Consider the following 15,371-nt stretch of genomic DNA (forward strand, 5'->3'; position numbering starts at 1 on the left):
CGACGCCTGACAGCGGGCAATCAGTCTCGCGGCCGTCGGGGCATGCCGCCCGACGGCAAGATCCGTGTTTGCCGGCGGCGTCCCGCCGGGCCGGCGCCGCTCTCAGAGGCGGCCGGCGTAGGGGGCGATGATCGCCTGCACGCTCTTCACCGCCTCGTCGAGGGCGGCGGTGTCGGCGGCGCTCCAGTCGCGCGCGCCCTTGCTGTAATGGACCGAGATCCAGCCCTGCAGCGCGTCCTTGACGATGATCGGCGCCAGCATCTGGGCGCGCGCGCCGTAGATCTCGATCAGCGCCTGCGGGGCGGGCACGTCGGTATTGGACAGGTCGCCCTGGATCAGCGGGCGGCGCTCGCGGTCGAGCCACTTCACGGTCTCGACGGCGCGCTGGTCGATGCCGGTCTCGCCGCGCAGCGACTTCTCCTCCGGCCGCCGCGCCTCGCCGGCGACGTCGTTCACGTGGAAGCCGAACTCGGGCAGGTCGATCCGCAACGTGGTGCGGCTGCCGGCGGTGCCGTCGAGCAGGGCGGAGAGGACCGCGTCGAACCGTCCGCCAATATCCTGCGCCGCTTTCATCGTCCCTCCACCCGCATCCCCGGAACCGTTCCAGGGATGCTAGGTGGCGGTGTTCTTCATATCAAATAATTTCTGATACCGTTTACTGATGCGATTTTCGCATATATCTCTCGGATCTCGCCGCTCCCGCTCCGACGGACCGCCGCCATGTCAGACATCCCGGACCTGTCCATCCGCCAGCTCAAGGCGATCACGGCGGTGGCGAAGTATTCGAGCTTCATCGCCGCCGCCTCGGAGCTGCAGCTCTCGCAGCCGGGCCTGTCGCGCATGATCCGCTCGGCGGAGGAGGAGCTCGGCATCGCGCTGTTCGACCGCACCACGCGCCATGTCGCGCTGACGACGGCCGGCGCCGAGTTCGTGCCGCTGGCGGAGCGGATCCTGCACGATCTCGAGCTCGGCTCGGAGGCGATACGCGAGCTGCGCGACCAGACGCGCGGTCATCTGGCGATCTCGTGCCCGATGTCGTTCGCCACCAACATGCTCTCCAACATGGTGATCGAGTACAAGCGCGCGAACCCGAACGTCATCATCCAGATCTTCGAGGGCATCCAGAGCAACACGATGGGGATGATCCGCTCGGGGCAGGTCGACTTCGGCATCGGCACGCTGAGCGAGCCCTATGAGGACCTGTTCGTCGACAAGCTGTGCCAGCACCACTACCACGTGGTGTTCGCCAGGGGCCACCGCTTCTCGCGCTATGAGCGGGTGAGCCTGCAGGACCTGAAGGATGAGCCGCTGGTGTCGATGCCGCCCTCCTCGAACCTGCGGCGCATCTTCGACGGCGCGGCGGCGAGCGCGGGGTTCCGGCTGAACTACACCATCACCGTCAACACCTACAGCGCGGTGTCCCAGTTCGTGCGCGCAGGCGTCGGCGTCACCATCCTGTCGAGCACCTCGCTGCCCGAGGACGACCGGCTGGAGACGCGGCCGGTGGACCCGGCCGTGTTCGGCGGCACGCTGGCGATCATGCGCCTGCGGGGGCGGCCGATGTCCTCCGCCGCGACCGGTTTCCAGTCGCTGATCCGGCGCCATTTCGCCGAGGCGTCGGGCCTGCCGGGCGGCGCCTAGCGGCGCCCGCCGACCCTGCCGGAGGGAGCCGGACACCTCTTTGCAGCAATACTTTACCGCCGGCCGATTAACCGGACGTTAACCAAGATTAACCGAATCTATCCCTCCAAGAGGGGGGAGATTCGAGCCGTGAACGCAGTGAGCCAGACCGGACCGTCGATCCGCTTCCGTGGGCGCTCCTTCATGGCGCTGACGCTGGTGGCCGACACCCCGCTTCAGCCCTGGCTGGCCGATTTCGACGTCTGGGTGCAGCGCTCGCCCGGCTTCTTCACCGGCCGCACCGTGGTCCTCGATTTCGCCGACACCGCGCAGAGCAAGGCGGATGTGGAGCGCTGGATCGGCGAGCTCGCCGCCCGCGGCGTCCGCCTGACCGGCCTCGAGGGCGTGCGCCCCAGCCTGGTCGACGCCTCGATGCCGCCGGTGCTGCGCGGCGGGCGCGATTCCTCCATTCCCGTCGCCGAGGCCGCGGCGGCCGCCGAGGTCGCGACGCCGGCCCCGGCCGAGCCGCGCAAGCCGGCGACCCCGGTCAACATGCTGGTCGAGCGGCGCATCCGCTCCGGCCAGTCGCTCATGTGCCTCGAGGGCGATGTCACCATCATCGGCTCGGTCGGCGCGGGCGCCGAGATCATCGCCGGCGGATCGATCCACGTTTACGGGACCCTCGCCGGCCGGGCGATCGCGGGCGCGACCTTCGGCGCCGAGTCCCAGATCTTCTGCACCCGGCTGGAAGCCGAATTGCTCGCCGTCGACGGCATCTACCGGACGGCGGAAGACATCGACGACGCCTTCAGGGGGAAGGCCGTGCGGGTATGGACTGCCGACGACACATTGCGGATGGCCGCACTTTAGGAGCGAAGCGAGGCATGGCTAAGATCATCACAGTCACGTCGGGAAAGGGCGGCGTCGGCAAGACCACGACGACGGCCGCCATCGGTGCCGCACTGGCCCGGACCGGCGACAAAGTGGTCGTCGTCGACTTCGACGTCGGTCTGCGCAACCTCGACCTGATCATGGGGGCGGAGCGGCGCGTGGTCTATGACTTCGTGAACGTCATCCAGGGCGACGCCCGGCTGCCGCAGGCGCTGATCAAGGACAAGCGGCTGGACTCGCTGTTCCTGCTGCCGGCCTCGCAGACCCGCGACAAGGACGCCCTGACCGAGGAGGGCGTCGACAAGGTGATCGGCGATCTCTCCCGCCATTTCGACTGGGTGGTCTGCGACAGCCCGGCCGGGATCGAGCGCGGGGCGACGCTCGCCATGCGCCATGCCGACATTGCCATCGTCGTCACCAACCCGGAAGTCTCGTCGGTCCGCGACAGCGACCGCATCGTTGGCATCCTCGACGCGAAGACGCTCAAGGCCGAGCGCGGCGAGACCGTCGACAAGCGCCTGCTGCTGACACGCTACGATGCCGTCCGCGCGGCGCGCGGCGACATGCTGAAGACCGAGGACGTGCTGGAGATTCTCTCCCTGCCGCTGCTCGGCATCGTGCCGGAGAGCTCGGACGTGCTCAAGGCCTCCAACATGGGCGTTCCGGTTTCCATCCACGAGCCGAACAGCGCGCCGGCGCGGGCCTATCACGACGCGGCGCTGCGCCTCAAAGGCGAGGAGATCGCCATGGAGGCGCCGAAGCAGCGCCTCGGGCTGTTCGGCAAGTTCCTGCGGAGGGCGGCATGACGTTGTGGAAGCGCCTGTTTTCAAACACCAGCGCGCCCCAGGCGCGTGAGCGGCTGCAGATCCTGCTCTCGCATGAGCGCCAGGTGCTCGGCGGCAACGACCTGCTGTCGAGCCTTCGCGAGGACATCCTCGCCGTGGTCGCCAAGCACGTGCCCTGCGAGCGGGACAATGTGAAGGTGCGGCTCGAGCGCGGCACGCCGATGTCGGTGCTCGAGATCGAGGTCGAGGTGCGCGGCAACATCGAGCTCGGGATCAGCCAGGCGGCCTAGCCGCACATTTGGCCGCACGCTTGGCCACACATCAGACGGCGGCGGCGGGCCGCCCGCTTCCGGCCCGTCCGCCGCCGCCGTCCCTAGGCGCGCACGCCGCGTCTCCCGCTTCCGCCGCCCACGAATGCTGTGCCGGCTGGCCATTCGCCGGAACGGCGAAGCGATCCGACCGATCCCGCGATGCGTAGAGGGTACAGCCCCTAGCGTCCCGTCGGGAGGATCGTCATGCATCGCCGCCTCGCGCCTGTCCTGGCGCTTGCCCTCGCCCCAGCCCTCGCCACCACCCTCGTCCCGGCCCCGGCCCGCGCGGGCTCGCCCGATCCCTTCGGCGTGTGGAACCGTGGCGACGGCAATGCGCGGGTGCGCATCGCCCCGTGCGACGACAAGATCTGCGCGGTCAATCTGTGGATCGGCGACACGTCCGGCGGGGAAGCCGTGGGCGACCGGCTGGTGCTCGCCCTCCAGCCGCAGGACGCCGACACGCTGACGGGCACGGCCTACGACCCCCAGCGCGACCTGACCTATTCGATGCGGATGACGGTCGGCAAGGACCAGCTCGAGACCCGCGGCTGCATTCTCGGCGGCCTGATCTGCCGGTCGGTCTCCTGGTCGCGGGTCGAGTGAGGGCCTAGCCCTTCAGCCGGTAGAGCCCGACATCGATGGCGCCGGCGCGGAAGCCCCCCTCGCAATAGCCGAGGTAGTAGTCCCACAGGCGGTGGAACTCGGGATCGAAGCCGAGCTCGTCGATCTGCGCCCGCGCGGCGACGTAGCGGGTGCGCCACTGCTCCAGCGTCTGCGCATAGCCGGACCCGAAGAACTGCGTCTCGATCAGCTCCAGCCCCGCCGCCGCGGCATGGCGGGCGATGTGGGCCTTGGTCGGCAGCATCCCGCCCGGGAAGATGTGGCGCTGGATGAAGTCGGTGTTGCGCCGGTAGCCCTCGAACCGGGATTCGTCGATGGTGATTACCTGCAGCACCGCCGTCCCGCCGCTTGCGAGGCACTCGCGCAGCTTGGCGAAATAGACCGGCCAGTAGGCTTCGCCCACCGCTTCCAGCATCTCGATCGAGACGATGCGGTCGTAGCGCCCGGTCACCTCGCGATAGTCCTGCAGGCGGAACTGGGCATGGGCCGCGAGATGCGGATCGGCGGCGACGAGCGCGTTCGCATGGGCGAGTTGGGCGCGCGAGAGGGTGATGCCGGTGACGTCGACCCCGCGCCCCGCCAGCGTGGCGGCGAGCGTGCCCCAGCCGCAGCCGATCTCCAGCACGCGCTGGCCGGGCGCGACGTCCAGCATCGCGACGATGCGCTCCAGCCGCGCTAGCTGCGCCGCCTCCAGGCTCTGGCCCGGGGCGATGGCGATGGCCGAGGAGTAGCTCATGCCGGCGTCGAGCCAGAGCCGGTAGAAATCGTTGCCGAGATCGTAGTGGAAGGCGATGTTGCGCCGGCTGCCGGCCCTCGAATTGCGCCGGAACAGGTGGCGCAGCCGGTTCCACAGCCTTATCGGCGGCAGGGCGGCGATGCGGTCGGCGATCGCGGGAAGGTTGTGCGCCGCGAGCTCGATGAAGGTCGGCAGGTCCGGGCTCGACCAGTCGCCGGCGACATACGCTTCGGCGAAGGCGACGTCGCCGCCGACGATCAGCCGGCGAAGCGCGCGCCAGCGGTGCAGCACCAGCGTCGCCTCCGGCCCCGGACGGCGTCCCTGTCCGCACAGGCTGCGCCCGTCCGGCGTCACCACGGTGAGCGCGCCCATGGCGAGGTGCCCCAGCACGCGCGCCAGCACGGCCTCGCGCAGGCGCAGCGGCGGGGCGGCCGGCGCTTCGCGATGGCGGGCAAATTGGGTGGCGCGATTGGCGTCCATGCGCATCGGCATCTGTCCTCAGGAACGGTGCGTGGGCGAAACGGTGACGGGGTGCTCGGGCGCCGGCGGGCGCGGGCGCAGCCGGATGCCTTTCAGCCAGATCCGCAGCGCCTCCCAGTGAATGCCGGCGATCACTTTCAGCGTCAGCAGCGGCTGGCCGAGCAGCACGCGGGCGAGCCCGGCATCATCCAGCGGGCGGCGGCGGGCGGTGTGGACCGCGCTCAGCACCGGCCCCTGCGCGTCGCTGGCGAGGATGGCGATGCGCAGCGCCTCGCCCGGCGGGTCGACGCGGAAGGCATAGGAGAGGTCCATGTCCATGAAGGGCGAGACGTAGAAGCGCTTCTCCGCCTTCTGGCGCAGCGGCGCCTCTTCTCCCCGGGCGACCGGGATCAGATAGGCGTGGCGCTGGCCGAACGTGTTGTTCACCTCGTAGAGCAGCGCCAGCAGCGAGCCGTCGCGACGGTGGCAGAAATAGACGCTCAGCGGATTGAAGGCGTAGCCGAACAGGCGCGGCATGGTGAGCAGCCGCACCGGTCCGCCATCCGCCTCCAGCCCGGCCTCGCCGAGCAGGCGCTCGACATGGGCCTTGAGCGAGCGGCCGTCGCCGTTCCCATAATCGCGCTCGAAGAGGCTGAAGACGTTGAAGCGGTTGAGCGAGAACAGGCGCAGCTCGCGGTCGAGCGCGCCGAGCTCGTCGAGGTCGAGCAGCAGCGAGAACAGGCGGTAGGCCAGCCGGTGACGCTTCGGCCGCACCCGCACATGCATCACCGAGCCGACATAGAGGGCGGAGTGCCAGAGGGCGGAGTGCCGCGCGCTCATCAGGCGAACTCCCGCATCGGCGACAGTGCCGGGATCCCGGGCAGCGTGATGCGCCCGGATTCCTCCGCCACCGTCCACGGCCGGCGCACGCCGCCCAGCGCCTCGGCGACGGCGAGCCCGGCCTGCAGCCCGTCCTCGTGGAACCCGGCACCGAAATAGGCGCCGCAGTACCAGACCCCGCCCTCGCCCTGGAGCGACCACAGGCGCGCCTGCGCGGCCATCGCCCGCGCGTCGAACATGGGGTGCCGATAGGTGGTGCGGTAGGCGACGGCCTGCTCGGCCGGCGGCGCGACCGGGTTGAGGGTGACGAAGAGCGGACGCTCCTGCGGCAGGTGCTGGAGCCGGTTCATCCAGTAGGTGACGCAGAGCTTCCCGCCGCCGGAGACGGTCTCACCGGGTTCCGCCGCGCCGCGCCGGTCGGCGAGGTAGTTCCACGCCGACCACGCTGCGCGCCGGCGCGGCATGAGCCGGGCGTCGGAATGCAGCACCGCCTCGTTGCGGCTGTAGCGAAAAGCACCGAGCAGCTCGCGCTCGGCCGCCGTCGGCGCCTCCAGCATCGCCAGCGCCTGGTCGGCATGGGCGGCGATCACCACGTGGTCGAACGCGTGCTCGGTGCCGTCCCGCGTGCGCAGGAAGACGCCGCCCGCGAGCCGCCGGATCCACGTGACCGCGTGACCGGCGGCGACCGTGCCGCGATAGTCGTCGCGCAGCCGCGCGACATAGTTGCGGCTGCCGCCGGTAACGGTGCGCCAGGCCGGGCGGCCGGTGAGCTGCAGAAGGCCGTGATTGTCGCAGAAGCGCACGAAGGCCGCCGCCGGATAGCGGCCCACATCGGCCGCCGGCGTCGACCAGATCGCCGCCGCCATCGGGTAGAGATGGTCGTCCCGGAACGCGCGGCCGTAGCCGTTGGCGTCGAGATAGTCGTCGAGGCTGGCCAGCCCGAGCGCGGGCAGGTCGCGCGGGGCCTGCCGGTAGAAGCGCAGCAGGTCCTTCAGCATCGAGGCGAAGCGGGGCGAGGCGAGGTTGCGCGGCTGCGCGAACAGGCCGCGCAGGCCCGAGCCGGAATATTCCAGCCGCCCCCCGTCCAGCGACACGGCGAACGACATGTCGCTCGCCCGCGTCGCGACGCCGAGATGGGCGAACAGCGCGGTGAGATTGGGATAGGTCGCCTCGTTGTAGACGATGAAGCCGGTGTCGACCGGGGTGCCGTGCGCCTCCACCGTGTTGGAGTGCCCGCCGAGCCGGTGCTCGGCCTCGAACAGCGTGACCTCGTGGCGGCGCGAGAGAAGCCACGCCGCCGAGAGGCCGGAGATGCCGGCCCCGACCACGGCGATGCGGCGCGACGTGCCGGGCGCGAAGTCCTGACGAATGTTCATGGCGCGCGGTTTCCTGGCCGGTGGAGCGATCGGGCGAGCTTGTCTAGTCTGTACGCAGCGTCCCCGGCGCCGGATCACCCGTCGGATCGACCGGCGGTGAATGATCCGGCCGCGCGGGCCGTGCGTAGAAGAGGTCATGAATGCCCTGCTCGACCATGCCCGATCCGCCATGCCTACCGGCGCCCCGCCGGCGCGCCGGGGGACGGTCGTGACGCATCTCATGGAGGACGAGGCGGTGCCGGACGGCGACGAACTCGCCGGGCTGATCCGCAAGGTCGCGCAGGATCGCGACCGCCAGGCCTATGCGCGGCTGTACAGCTATTTCGCCCCGCGCGTGAACGCCTTCCTGCGCCGATCGGGCCTGCCCGCCAACACCGCGCAGGAGGTCGCGCAGGAAGCGATGCTCAATGTCTGGCGCAAGGCGTCCTATTTCGATCCGGCGCGGGCGGGCGCGTCGACCTGGATTTTCACCATCGCCCGCAACCAGCGGATCGACCATCTGCGGCGCGCCCGCGTGGCGAGTTCCGCCGAGGGCGAGGTGCCGGTGGAAGACGAGCCGGCGCCTTCCGGCGAGACGCTGCTGCTTGCCGCCGAGCGCGAGGCCAGCGTGCGGGCGGCGCTGAAGGCGCTCTCCGACGAGCAGGCGCTCGTGGTGCGGCTCGCCTTCTTCGGCGACAAGGCCCATTCGGAAATCGCCCGCGAGCTGGGCCTGCCGCTCGGCACGGTCAAGTCGCGCGTGCGTCTCGCCCTCGGGCGGCTGCGTGCGCTGCTGGAAGCCCAATCATGACGATCCATCATCACGCAACGGACGAAACCCTGATGCGCTACGCCGCCGGCGACCTCGACGCCGGCCCGGCGCGCGTGGTGGCGGTGCATCTGGCGGGCTGCCCGGCCTGCAGCGCCCGCCTCGCCCAGTTCGAGGCCGTGGGCGGCGCAGTGCTGGAGCAGATGGAACCGGTGCCGATGGCGCCGGACGCCTTCGCCGCCGCGCTCGGCATCATCGAGGCGGAAGAGGCGGGGAGGGCGGCTCCCCGCAAGCCGGCGGCCGCGCGTTCCTCGTCCGGCCGCGCGCCGTCGCTGCTGCCGGGCGGCATCCCCATTCCCGCGCCGCTCGCCGATTGCGAGTTCGGGCCGTGGCGCTGGATCGGCATCGGCGTGCGCGCCAGCGCCGTCCGGCTGCCGGAGGACCCGGAAGCCCGGCTGACGCTGCTGCGCGTCGGGCCTGGCCGCAAGCTGCCCGAGCACGGCCATGTCGGCACCGAGTTCACGCAGGTGCTGGTCGGCTCGTTCTCCGACGGCTACGGGCGCTATCTGCCCGGCGACCTGAGCGAGATGGGCCACGAGATCGAGCACCAGCCGATCGTCGATCCCGAGGGCGAGTGCATCTGCCTCGCCGCGCTGGAGGGCGGGATGCGGCTCACCGGCTTCTTCGGCCGCCTGATCCAGCCCTTCATCAAGCTCTGAGGCCGCCATGCGCGAGCTTGTGCTGGTCGCGCTCACCATGCTCGCCGGCGGCACTGCGACCGCCGTCGTCGCCCCGGTCGCCGCGCTCAATACGCTGTCGCGGCTGGAAGACGTCGTGGCGACCACGGGGCTCGCCTATGCGGACGGCCCGCGCCACGGCATCGACGTCTACGCTCCGCGTGGCGCGAGTGAGGGCGACGGCACAGGCACCGGCCGGCCGGTGGTGGTGTTCTTCTATGGCGGCGGCTGGGAGGAGGGCGAGCGTGCGCTCTACCGCTTTGTCGGCGCGGCGCTGGCGAGCCGGGGCATCGTCACCTTCATTCCCGACTACCGCGTCTACCCCGAGGTGCGCTTTCCCGATTTCCTGAAGGACGGGGCGAGGGCGGTGCGCTGGGCGCGCGACCACGCGGCCCGGTTCGGCGGCGACCCAGGACGGCTGGTGCTGGCCGGCCATTCGGCCGGCGCCCACATCGCCGCCATGCTGGCGTTCGACCCGCAATGGCTGGCCGGCGAGGGGCTCGACGCGCGGCGCGACGTCGCCGGCCTTGCCGGGATCGCCGGACCCTACGACTTCCTGCCGCTGCACAGCGCCACGCTGAAGGCGATCTTCGGCCCGGAGCCGGAGCGGGCGCTGAGCCAGCCGATCAACTTCGTCACCGGGCGCGAGGCGCCGGCCTTCCTCGCCACCGGCGCGAATGACGACACAGTCGAGCCGGCCAATACGCAGCGCCTCGCCGCCCGCATCCGCGAGCGGGGCGGGCGGGTGACGACGCGGGTCTATCCGCGCGTCGACCATCGCACCGTGCTCGGCGCCTTCGCCTGGCCGCTGCGCCTGCTGGCGCCCGTGCTCGACGATGTGAGCGTCTTCGTGCACCGCGTCACGGACGGGGAGGGGGCGACATGAGCCCGCTCGCCGCCATCCTCCTCATAGCGGCCGGGCTTTCGCTTGCCATGGCCGGCGCCTGGCTCACCGCCGAGCGCAGCGGCAATCACGGCTGGGTCGACACGGTCTGGTCCTTCGCCACCGGGGCGGGCGGGGTCGCCGCCTGCCTCCTGCCGACCGGGCCGGGCTGGCCGCCGCGCCGGATCGTGGTGGCGGCGCTGATCGCGCTGTGGGCGCTGCGCCTCGGCGGCCATATCCTTCAGCGCACGCTGCGCGGGCACGACGACCCGCGCTATGCCGAGCTGCGCCGTGAATGGGGCCCGCACGCCTCGCGGCGCCTGTTCGTGTTCCTGCAGATCCAGGCGCTGGCCTCGCTCGTGCTCGTGCTCGCGGTGATGGCCGCGGCGCATAACCCCGCGCCGTCCTGGCGCTGGGGCGACGGGCTCGGCGTCGTGCTGGCGCTGGCGGCGGTGGCGGGCGAGGCGGTCGCCGACCGCCAGCTCGCCCGGTTCCGCGCCGACCCGGCCCGGCGCGGGCAGGTGTGCGACATCGGCCTGTGGGGGCTGACGCGCCACCCCAATTATTTCTTCGAATGGCTCGGCTGGCTCGCCTATCCCGCCATCGCCATCAGCGTCACCGGCACCCATCCCTGGGGTTTCGCCGCCTTCCTCGCCCCGCTCCTCATCTATGTGCTGCTCGTCCACGTCTCCGGCATCCCGCCGACGGAGGCGCACATGCTGCGCTCGAGGGGCACGGCGTTCCGCGACTACCAGCGGCGGGTCAACGCGTTCTGGCCCGGTCCCCCGGGCCGCCAGCGGAGCTCGAGAACATGACCCTCATCGCCACGGCCGGCCGCGTCGCCGAGCGCCTGCCCCTGCCGGATTCCCTCACGCGCCTCGGCATCGACATGCTGGTCGGGCGCACCCGCCGCGCGCTCGCCGCGCAGCCGCCGGGCACGGAGCGCCGCTTTGCCGAGGAGATGGCGGCGCGGCCCATCGCCGAGCATCCCGAGCGCGCCAACGACCAGCATTACGAGCTGCCGCCGGAGTTCTTCGCGCTCACCCTCGGGCCGCACCGGAAATATTCGTGCTGCCTCTATGACAAGGGCGCCGCGACGCTGGCCGAGGCCGAGCTGCACGCGCTGGAGGAGACCTGCGCCCATGCCGGGCTCGAGGACGGCCAGCGCATCTTGGAGCTGGGCTGCGGCTGGGGCTCGCTCAGCCTGTTCATGGCCGAGCGCTTCCCGGCCGCGCGGATCGTGGCGGTCTCGAACTCGGCTCCCCAGCGCCTCCACATCGAGGGCGAGGCGCGGGCGCGCGGCCTTGCCAATCTCGAGGTGCTGACGGCGGACATGAACGCCTTCGACACCCGCGACATGTTCGAGCGCATCGTATCGGTGGAGATGTTCGAGCACATGGCCAACTGGCGCGCGCTGCTGGAGCGGGCGCGGGGCTGGCTGGCGCCGGAGGGGCGGCTGTTCCTCCACGTCTTCACCCACCGCGCCGTGCCCTACCGCTTCGACCATGCGGACGAGGAGGACTGGATCGCGCAGCACTTCTTCACCGGGGGCATCATGCCGAGCGAGGGGCTGGTGCGCTGCGTTAGCGACAGCTTCGCGGTCGAGGGCGAATGGCGCTGGAGCGGGCGCAACTATGCGCGCACCGCCGAGGACTGGCTCGCGCGTTTCGACGCCAATCGTGGGCGGATCGACGAGGTGCTGCGCGACGTCTATGGCGCGGAGGGCGGGCTGTGGCGGCGGCGCTGGCGCCTGTTCTACCTCGCCACCGCCGGGCTGTTCGGCCATCGCGGCGGCGAGGAATGGGGCGTCAGCCACTATCTGCTGCGCCCGCGCGGATGACGTGCGGGCGGGCGGCGGCGTCCGGGCGTCAGCCCGCGCCGCCGGCCAGCGCCCGCGTGACCAGCATGCCGGCAGTGGCGGAAATGCCGGTGAGCACCGCGCCCCAGGCGAGGTCGGCCACGGTGATCAGCGTCGGCCAGTTGCGCAGCGTCGCCTGGTTGGTGAGGTCGTAGGTGCCGTAGGCGACGAGGCCGAGGAAGGCGCCCAGCATCAGCGCCGTGGTCCAGCGGCCCGAGGCGAGCGCGGGCTGCACCGCGAAGACGACGACGCCCGCCACGTAGAGCAGGTAGAACAGCACGGCCGGGGCGGGGCTGATCCGGTCGGCCATCAGCTCGCCGATCATCGGCCGGTAGAGCCGGCTCGCCATCAGGCCGAGCCAGACGGCGTCGACCGCCAGCAGCACGATGCCCGTTGCCAGATAGCTGATGAGGAATGCCATGTGTCCGACCACCCGATCCGTTGCCTGAAACCTCTACGAACGGGGCCGGCCGGCGGATCAGGCGGGTGGAGGAGGCTCGCGGCGGGGGGGCGGAACTAGCCGGCCGCCTGCTCCTCCAGCGCCGCCAGCCGCTTCTTCAGCGCCTTGGTCTCCTCGAAGCGGGCGGTGACGTCGCGCACGGCGGCGACCATGCCGGTAACCTTGCCGGCGGCGTCCTTGAGCAGGACGATGGTGAACTCGATGGAGAGGCGCCGTCCGTCGCGGTGCAGGCCCGGCACGGCGAGCAGGTCGCCGGCGCCGTAGCGGCTGCTGCCCGTGGCGACGGTCTCGCGATAGCCCTCCCAGTGCCGCGCGCGGAACGGCTCGGGGATGATGATGTCGAGCGAGCGGCCGAGCGCCTCCTCCTCGGCGAAGCCGAAGATGCGCTCCGCCCCCGCGTTCCACAGCACGATGTCGCCCGCCGCGTCGCTGGCGACGATGGCGTCGCCGGCGCTGTCGAGCAGGGCGTCGCCGATGGCCTCGCGCGCGAAGCCGGCCAGCGCGCGTGCATGGCGGGGGCCGGGCGCCGCCGGCGACGGCGCGGCGGCGGGCCGGCCCTCGGAAGGCTCGCCCATGAGGTCGTCGACGGCGCCGAAGAATTCGTAGTGCACGCGCGCCGCCGGCACGCCGGCCTCGATCAGGCCCGGCACGAAGGTCCGCATGAAGTCGAGCGGGCCGCAGACGAGATAGTCCGCCTCGGCGACCGGCGTGTGGGCGGCCAGCCAGTCGAGCGACAGGCGCCCGGTGAGGTCGAAGTTGCGGCCCTCGATCTCGCCCTCCTCGGGGCGGGTGTGGAAGAAGGTCGTCGTCGCCCCGGCCTTGGCGGCGAGGTCGCGCACATGGTGCTGGAACGCCTGCGTGCGCCGGCTCCTCGTGCAGTGGACGAAGTGCAGGCCCGGCCTGCCGCCCGCCGCGCCGGCGACCTCGAGCATGGCGACCATCGGGGTGAGGCCGACGCCCGCGCTCACCATGACGACAGGGCGCGTCCCCTCCGGCAGGATGAAGCTGCCCGAGGGCGGCGCCACCTCGATCCGCGCGCCGGGCGCGGCCTTGTCGTGCAGCCATTGCGAGACCAGCCCCTGCGGCTCGCGCTTCACCGAGATGCGGTAGCCGGCGCCGTCCGGCGCGCTGGAGATGGTGAACTTGCGCTTGTGCCGGCCCGCTTCCGGCAGGTCGACCAGCAGGGTGAGGTGCTGGCCGGCGACATGGGGAAGGGGCGGGCGGCCATCGGCCGGCACCAGCACGAAGGAGGTGATGACGTCGCTCTCGGCATGGCGGCTCTCGATCACGAAGGGACGCGGCGCGCCTTCCTGCGCGAGCTCCGCGCCGCTGGCGCCGGCCACCCCCGTCCCGGTCGTGCCCCTGCTCTCAACCATCGCTTGGCCTCCGTATAAATCATGTATATGGTATACATGTTTCCATCGCCTGGAAAGCTTCCAGACAGGCCGCCCATGCAGCTCACCCTCTATTCGGACTACGCCATGCGCGTGCTGCTCTATCTCGCCGCGCATCGCGATAAGCTGTGCTCGATCTCCGAGATCGCCTCGGCCTACGGCATTTCCCACAACCACCTGATGAAGGTGCTGAACGATCTCGGCAAGGCCGGCTATGTCTCCAGCGTGCGCGGGCGCGCCGGTGGCTTCCGGCTGGCGCGGCCGGCCGGGCAGATCCGAATCGGCGCTCTGCTGCGCCACACCGAGGACGATTTCGATCTCGTCGACTGCCCGCATTGCGCGCTGTCGAGCGGGTGCGGCCTGTCCTCGGTGCTCGACCGGGCGATGGCGGCCTTCTTCGCGGTGCTGGACGGCTGCACGCTGGCCGACCTTGTCGAGCGCGAGGAGGGCTTCCGCAGCCTGATCCTGACGCTCGACCGCGCGCGGGCGCAAACGCCCGCCCAGGCCTGAGCCGGTCCATTCCTCCCTTCCCGACCACATACCGGAGATAACCTTGTCCACCACGGCGCGTTCCAAGCTGTTTCGACCCATGCTCGCGGGAGCGACGCTGCGCGACCGTCTGTTCGCCAGCCTCGGCGCGCTGTTCGGCATCGGCATGACGGCGCTGATCACCGGCCTCGCCGCGAAGGAAGGCACGCCGCTGATCTGGATCGTCCCGCCCATGGGCGCGTCGGCGGTGCTGCTGTTCGCCGTGCCGGCGAGCCCGATGGCCCAGCCCTGGGCGGCCATCGGCGGCAACATCATCTCGGCCTTCATCGGCGTCGTCATCGCGCATTACATGCCGCTGTCGGCGCTCGCCGCGGCGCTGGCCGTCGGCGGCGCCATCGCCGCCATGTCGCTGCTGCGCTGCCTGCATCCGCCGGGCGGGGCGGCCGCGCTGGTCGGGCTGTTCGCCGGCAGTTCGTCGAGCTACCTGCTGCCGCTGCTGCCGGTGGGCGCGAACGCGGTCGTGCTGGTCGCGTGCGCGTGGCTCTATCATCGCGTGTCCGGCCACGCCTATCCGCACCGGCCGCCGGCGCCGAAGCCGGCCGACACGCCGGCCTGGACCTTTGATCGCGGCGACGTCGCGCAGGCGCTAGAGGAGATGGGCGAGACCTTCGACATCAGCCCCGAGGATCTCGAGACCCTGCTGGCGGTGCTGAAGCAGCGCGCGCTGGTGCGCGCCTATCGCCAGCTCGCCTGCCGCGACCTGATGAGCGCGAACGTCGTCTCGGTGCCGGCCACCGCGACCGCCGAAGAGGCGCGCGCGCTGCTGGTGGCGAAGGATGTGCGCCGCCTGCCGGTGCTCGACGCGGGAGGGCGCGTGGTCGGTGCGGTGGGGCTGCGCGAGCTCGACCCTTCCGCGCGGACCGTCGCCGACATCATGTCGCCGGCCTCGACCGCGGCGCCGCACACGCCGGCGATCAACCTGCTGACGCGCTATGCCGAGGAGCGGGTCCATGCCGTCTTCATCGTCGATCCCGAGGGCCGGCCGGTCGGGGTGGTGACGGAGGCGGACTGGCTGGCGGTGCTGACGCGTGGCTTAAACTAAGGCGCGCTGGCGGGACGGTTGCGCGGGAGGCGTGCGGCGTCTACCCAGAAGCGTCCGCGTTCGC

18 protein-coding genes are annotated in these 15,371 nt (G+C 71.3%); 12 read left to right on the forward strand and 6 right to left on the reverse strand.

Annotated features, from left to right (window positions below; genetic code table 11):
* Positions 1-102: 102 nt before the first annotated feature.
* Positions 103-573, reverse strand: a complete 471-nt coding sequence (locus NVS89_RS21695; protein ID WP_258734862.1) for a GAF domain-containing protein — start codon at positions 571-573, stop codon at positions 103-105.
* Between the two features lie 147 nt (positions 574-720).
* Here NVS89_RS21695 and NVS89_RS21700 point away from each other — a divergent pair, with 147 nt between their 5' ends.
* The 5 genes from NVS89_RS21700 (at position 721) to NVS89_RS21720 (ending at position 4,210) form a co-directional block, all read left to right on the forward strand.
* On the forward strand, positions 721-1,641 hold the full coding sequence (locus NVS89_RS21700) for a LysR family transcriptional regulator (protein WP_258734863.1): 921 nt from the start codon (positions 721-723) through the stop codon (positions 1,639-1,641).
* Between the two features lie 129 nt (positions 1,642-1,770).
* On the forward strand, positions 1,771-2,490 hold the full coding sequence (minC, locus tag NVS89_RS21705) for a septum site-determining protein MinC (RefSeq protein ID WP_258734864.1): 720 nt from the start codon (positions 1,771-1,773) through the stop codon (positions 2,488-2,490).
* A gap of 14 nt (positions 2,491-2,504) precedes the next feature.
* A complete protein-coding gene (gene minD, locus NVS89_RS21710; RefSeq protein WP_258734865.1) occupies positions 2,505-3,317 on the forward strand; it encodes a septum site-determining protein MinD in 813 nt (270 codons plus the stop codon).
* Positions 3,314-3,586, forward strand: a complete 273-nt coding sequence (minE, locus tag NVS89_RS21715) for a cell division topological specificity factor MinE (protein WP_258734866.1) — start codon at positions 3,314-3,316, stop codon at positions 3,584-3,586. Before minD ends, minE begins: the two co-directional genes overlap by 4 nt.
* Before the next feature lie 225 nt (positions 3,587-3,811).
* The gene (locus NVS89_RS21720) at positions 3,812-4,210 is read left to right on the forward strand and encodes a DUF2147 domain-containing protein (RefSeq protein ID WP_258734867.1); all 399 of its coding nucleotides are present in this window, start codon (positions 3,812-3,814) and stop codon (positions 4,208-4,210) included.
* Between the two features lie 4 nt (positions 4,211-4,214).
* Here NVS89_RS21720 and NVS89_RS21725 read toward each other — a convergent pair whose 3' ends face one another.
* Genes NVS89_RS21725 through NVS89_RS21735 form a run of 3 tightly spaced genes read right to left on the reverse strand, consistent with a single transcriptional unit; the run spans position 4,215 to position 7,639 of the window.
* On the reverse strand, positions 4,215-5,456 hold the full coding sequence (locus NVS89_RS21725) for an SAM-dependent methyltransferase (RefSeq protein ID WP_258734868.1): 1,242 nt from the start codon (positions 5,454-5,456) through the stop codon (positions 4,215-4,217).
* 6 nt (positions 5,457-5,462) lie between these two features.
* A complete protein-coding gene (locus NVS89_RS21730) occupies positions 5,463-6,263 on the reverse strand; it encodes a DUF1365 domain-containing protein (protein ID WP_258734869.1) in 801 nt (266 codons plus the stop codon).
* Positions 6,263-7,639 (reverse strand): NAD(P)/FAD-dependent oxidoreductase, encoded by a 1,377-nt coding sequence (locus tag NVS89_RS21735; protein ID WP_258734871.1) that lies wholly within the window; start codon positions 7,637-7,639, stop codon positions 6,263-6,265. Before NVS89_RS21735 ends, NVS89_RS21730 begins: the two co-directional genes overlap by 1 nt.
* A gap of 220 nt (positions 7,640-7,859) precedes the next feature.
* On the opposite strand from NVS89_RS21735, the gene NVS89_RS21740 reads away from it, so the two are divergent.
* Genes NVS89_RS21740 through NVS89_RS21760 form a run of 5 tightly spaced genes read left to right on the forward strand, consistent with a single transcriptional unit; the run spans position 7,860 to position 11,844 of the window.
* Positions 7,860-8,426, forward strand: coding sequence for a sigma-70 family RNA polymerase sigma factor (locus NVS89_RS21740; RefSeq protein ID WP_374114624.1), 567 nt, complete (start codon positions 7,860-7,862; stop codon positions 8,424-8,426).
* Positions 8,423-9,103, forward strand: a complete 681-nt coding sequence (locus tag NVS89_RS21745) for a ChrR family anti-sigma-E factor (protein ID WP_258734873.1) — start codon at positions 8,423-8,425, stop codon at positions 9,101-9,103. The genes NVS89_RS21740 and NVS89_RS21745 overlap by 4 nt, the downstream gene beginning before the upstream one ends.
* 7 nt (positions 9,104-9,110) lie before the next feature.
* Positions 9,111-10,007, forward strand: coding sequence for an alpha/beta hydrolase (locus NVS89_RS21750; RefSeq protein WP_258734874.1), 897 nt, complete (start codon positions 9,111-9,113; stop codon positions 10,005-10,007).
* Complete coding sequence (locus NVS89_RS21755) at positions 10,004-10,819, forward strand: DUF1295 domain-containing protein (RefSeq protein WP_258734875.1); 816 nt, start codon at positions 10,004-10,006, stop codon at positions 10,817-10,819. Before NVS89_RS21750 ends, NVS89_RS21755 begins: the two co-directional genes overlap by 4 nt.
* Entirely contained in the window at positions 10,816-11,844 is a 1,029-nt protein-coding gene (locus tag NVS89_RS21760; protein WP_258734876.1) for a cyclopropane-fatty-acyl-phospholipid synthase family protein, read from the forward strand. The genes NVS89_RS21755 and NVS89_RS21760 overlap by 4 nt, the downstream gene beginning before the upstream one ends.
* A gap of 28 nt (positions 11,845-11,872) precedes the next feature.
* Here NVS89_RS21760 and NVS89_RS21765 read toward each other — a convergent pair whose 3' ends face one another.
* A complete protein-coding gene (locus NVS89_RS21765) occupies positions 11,873-12,283 on the reverse strand; it encodes a DUF2177 family protein (protein ID WP_258734878.1) in 411 nt (136 codons plus the stop codon).
* A gap of 95 nt (positions 12,284-12,378) precedes the next feature.
* A complete protein-coding gene (locus NVS89_RS22965; RefSeq protein ID WP_309486577.1) occupies positions 12,379-13,698 on the reverse strand; it encodes a PAS domain S-box protein in 1,320 nt (439 codons plus the stop codon).
* Between the two features lie 75 nt (positions 13,699-13,773).
* On the opposite strand from NVS89_RS22965, the gene NVS89_RS21780 reads away from it, so the two are divergent.
* Positions 13,774-14,226, forward strand: coding sequence for an RrF2 family transcriptional regulator (locus tag NVS89_RS21780; protein ID WP_258734879.1), 453 nt, complete (start codon positions 13,774-13,776; stop codon positions 14,224-14,226).
* Positions 14,227-14,269: 43 nt separating this feature from the next.
* Positions 14,270-15,307, forward strand: coding sequence for an HPP family protein (locus NVS89_RS21785; protein WP_258734880.1), 1,038 nt, complete (start codon positions 14,270-14,272; stop codon positions 15,305-15,307).
* Positions 15,308-15,371: the final 64 nt, after the last annotated feature.

It is taken from the genome of Ancylobacter mangrovi (assembly GCF_024752355.1).
Taxonomy (GTDB): domain Bacteria; phylum Pseudomonadota; class Alphaproteobacteria; order Rhizobiales; family Xanthobacteraceae; genus Ancylobacter; species Ancylobacter mangrovi.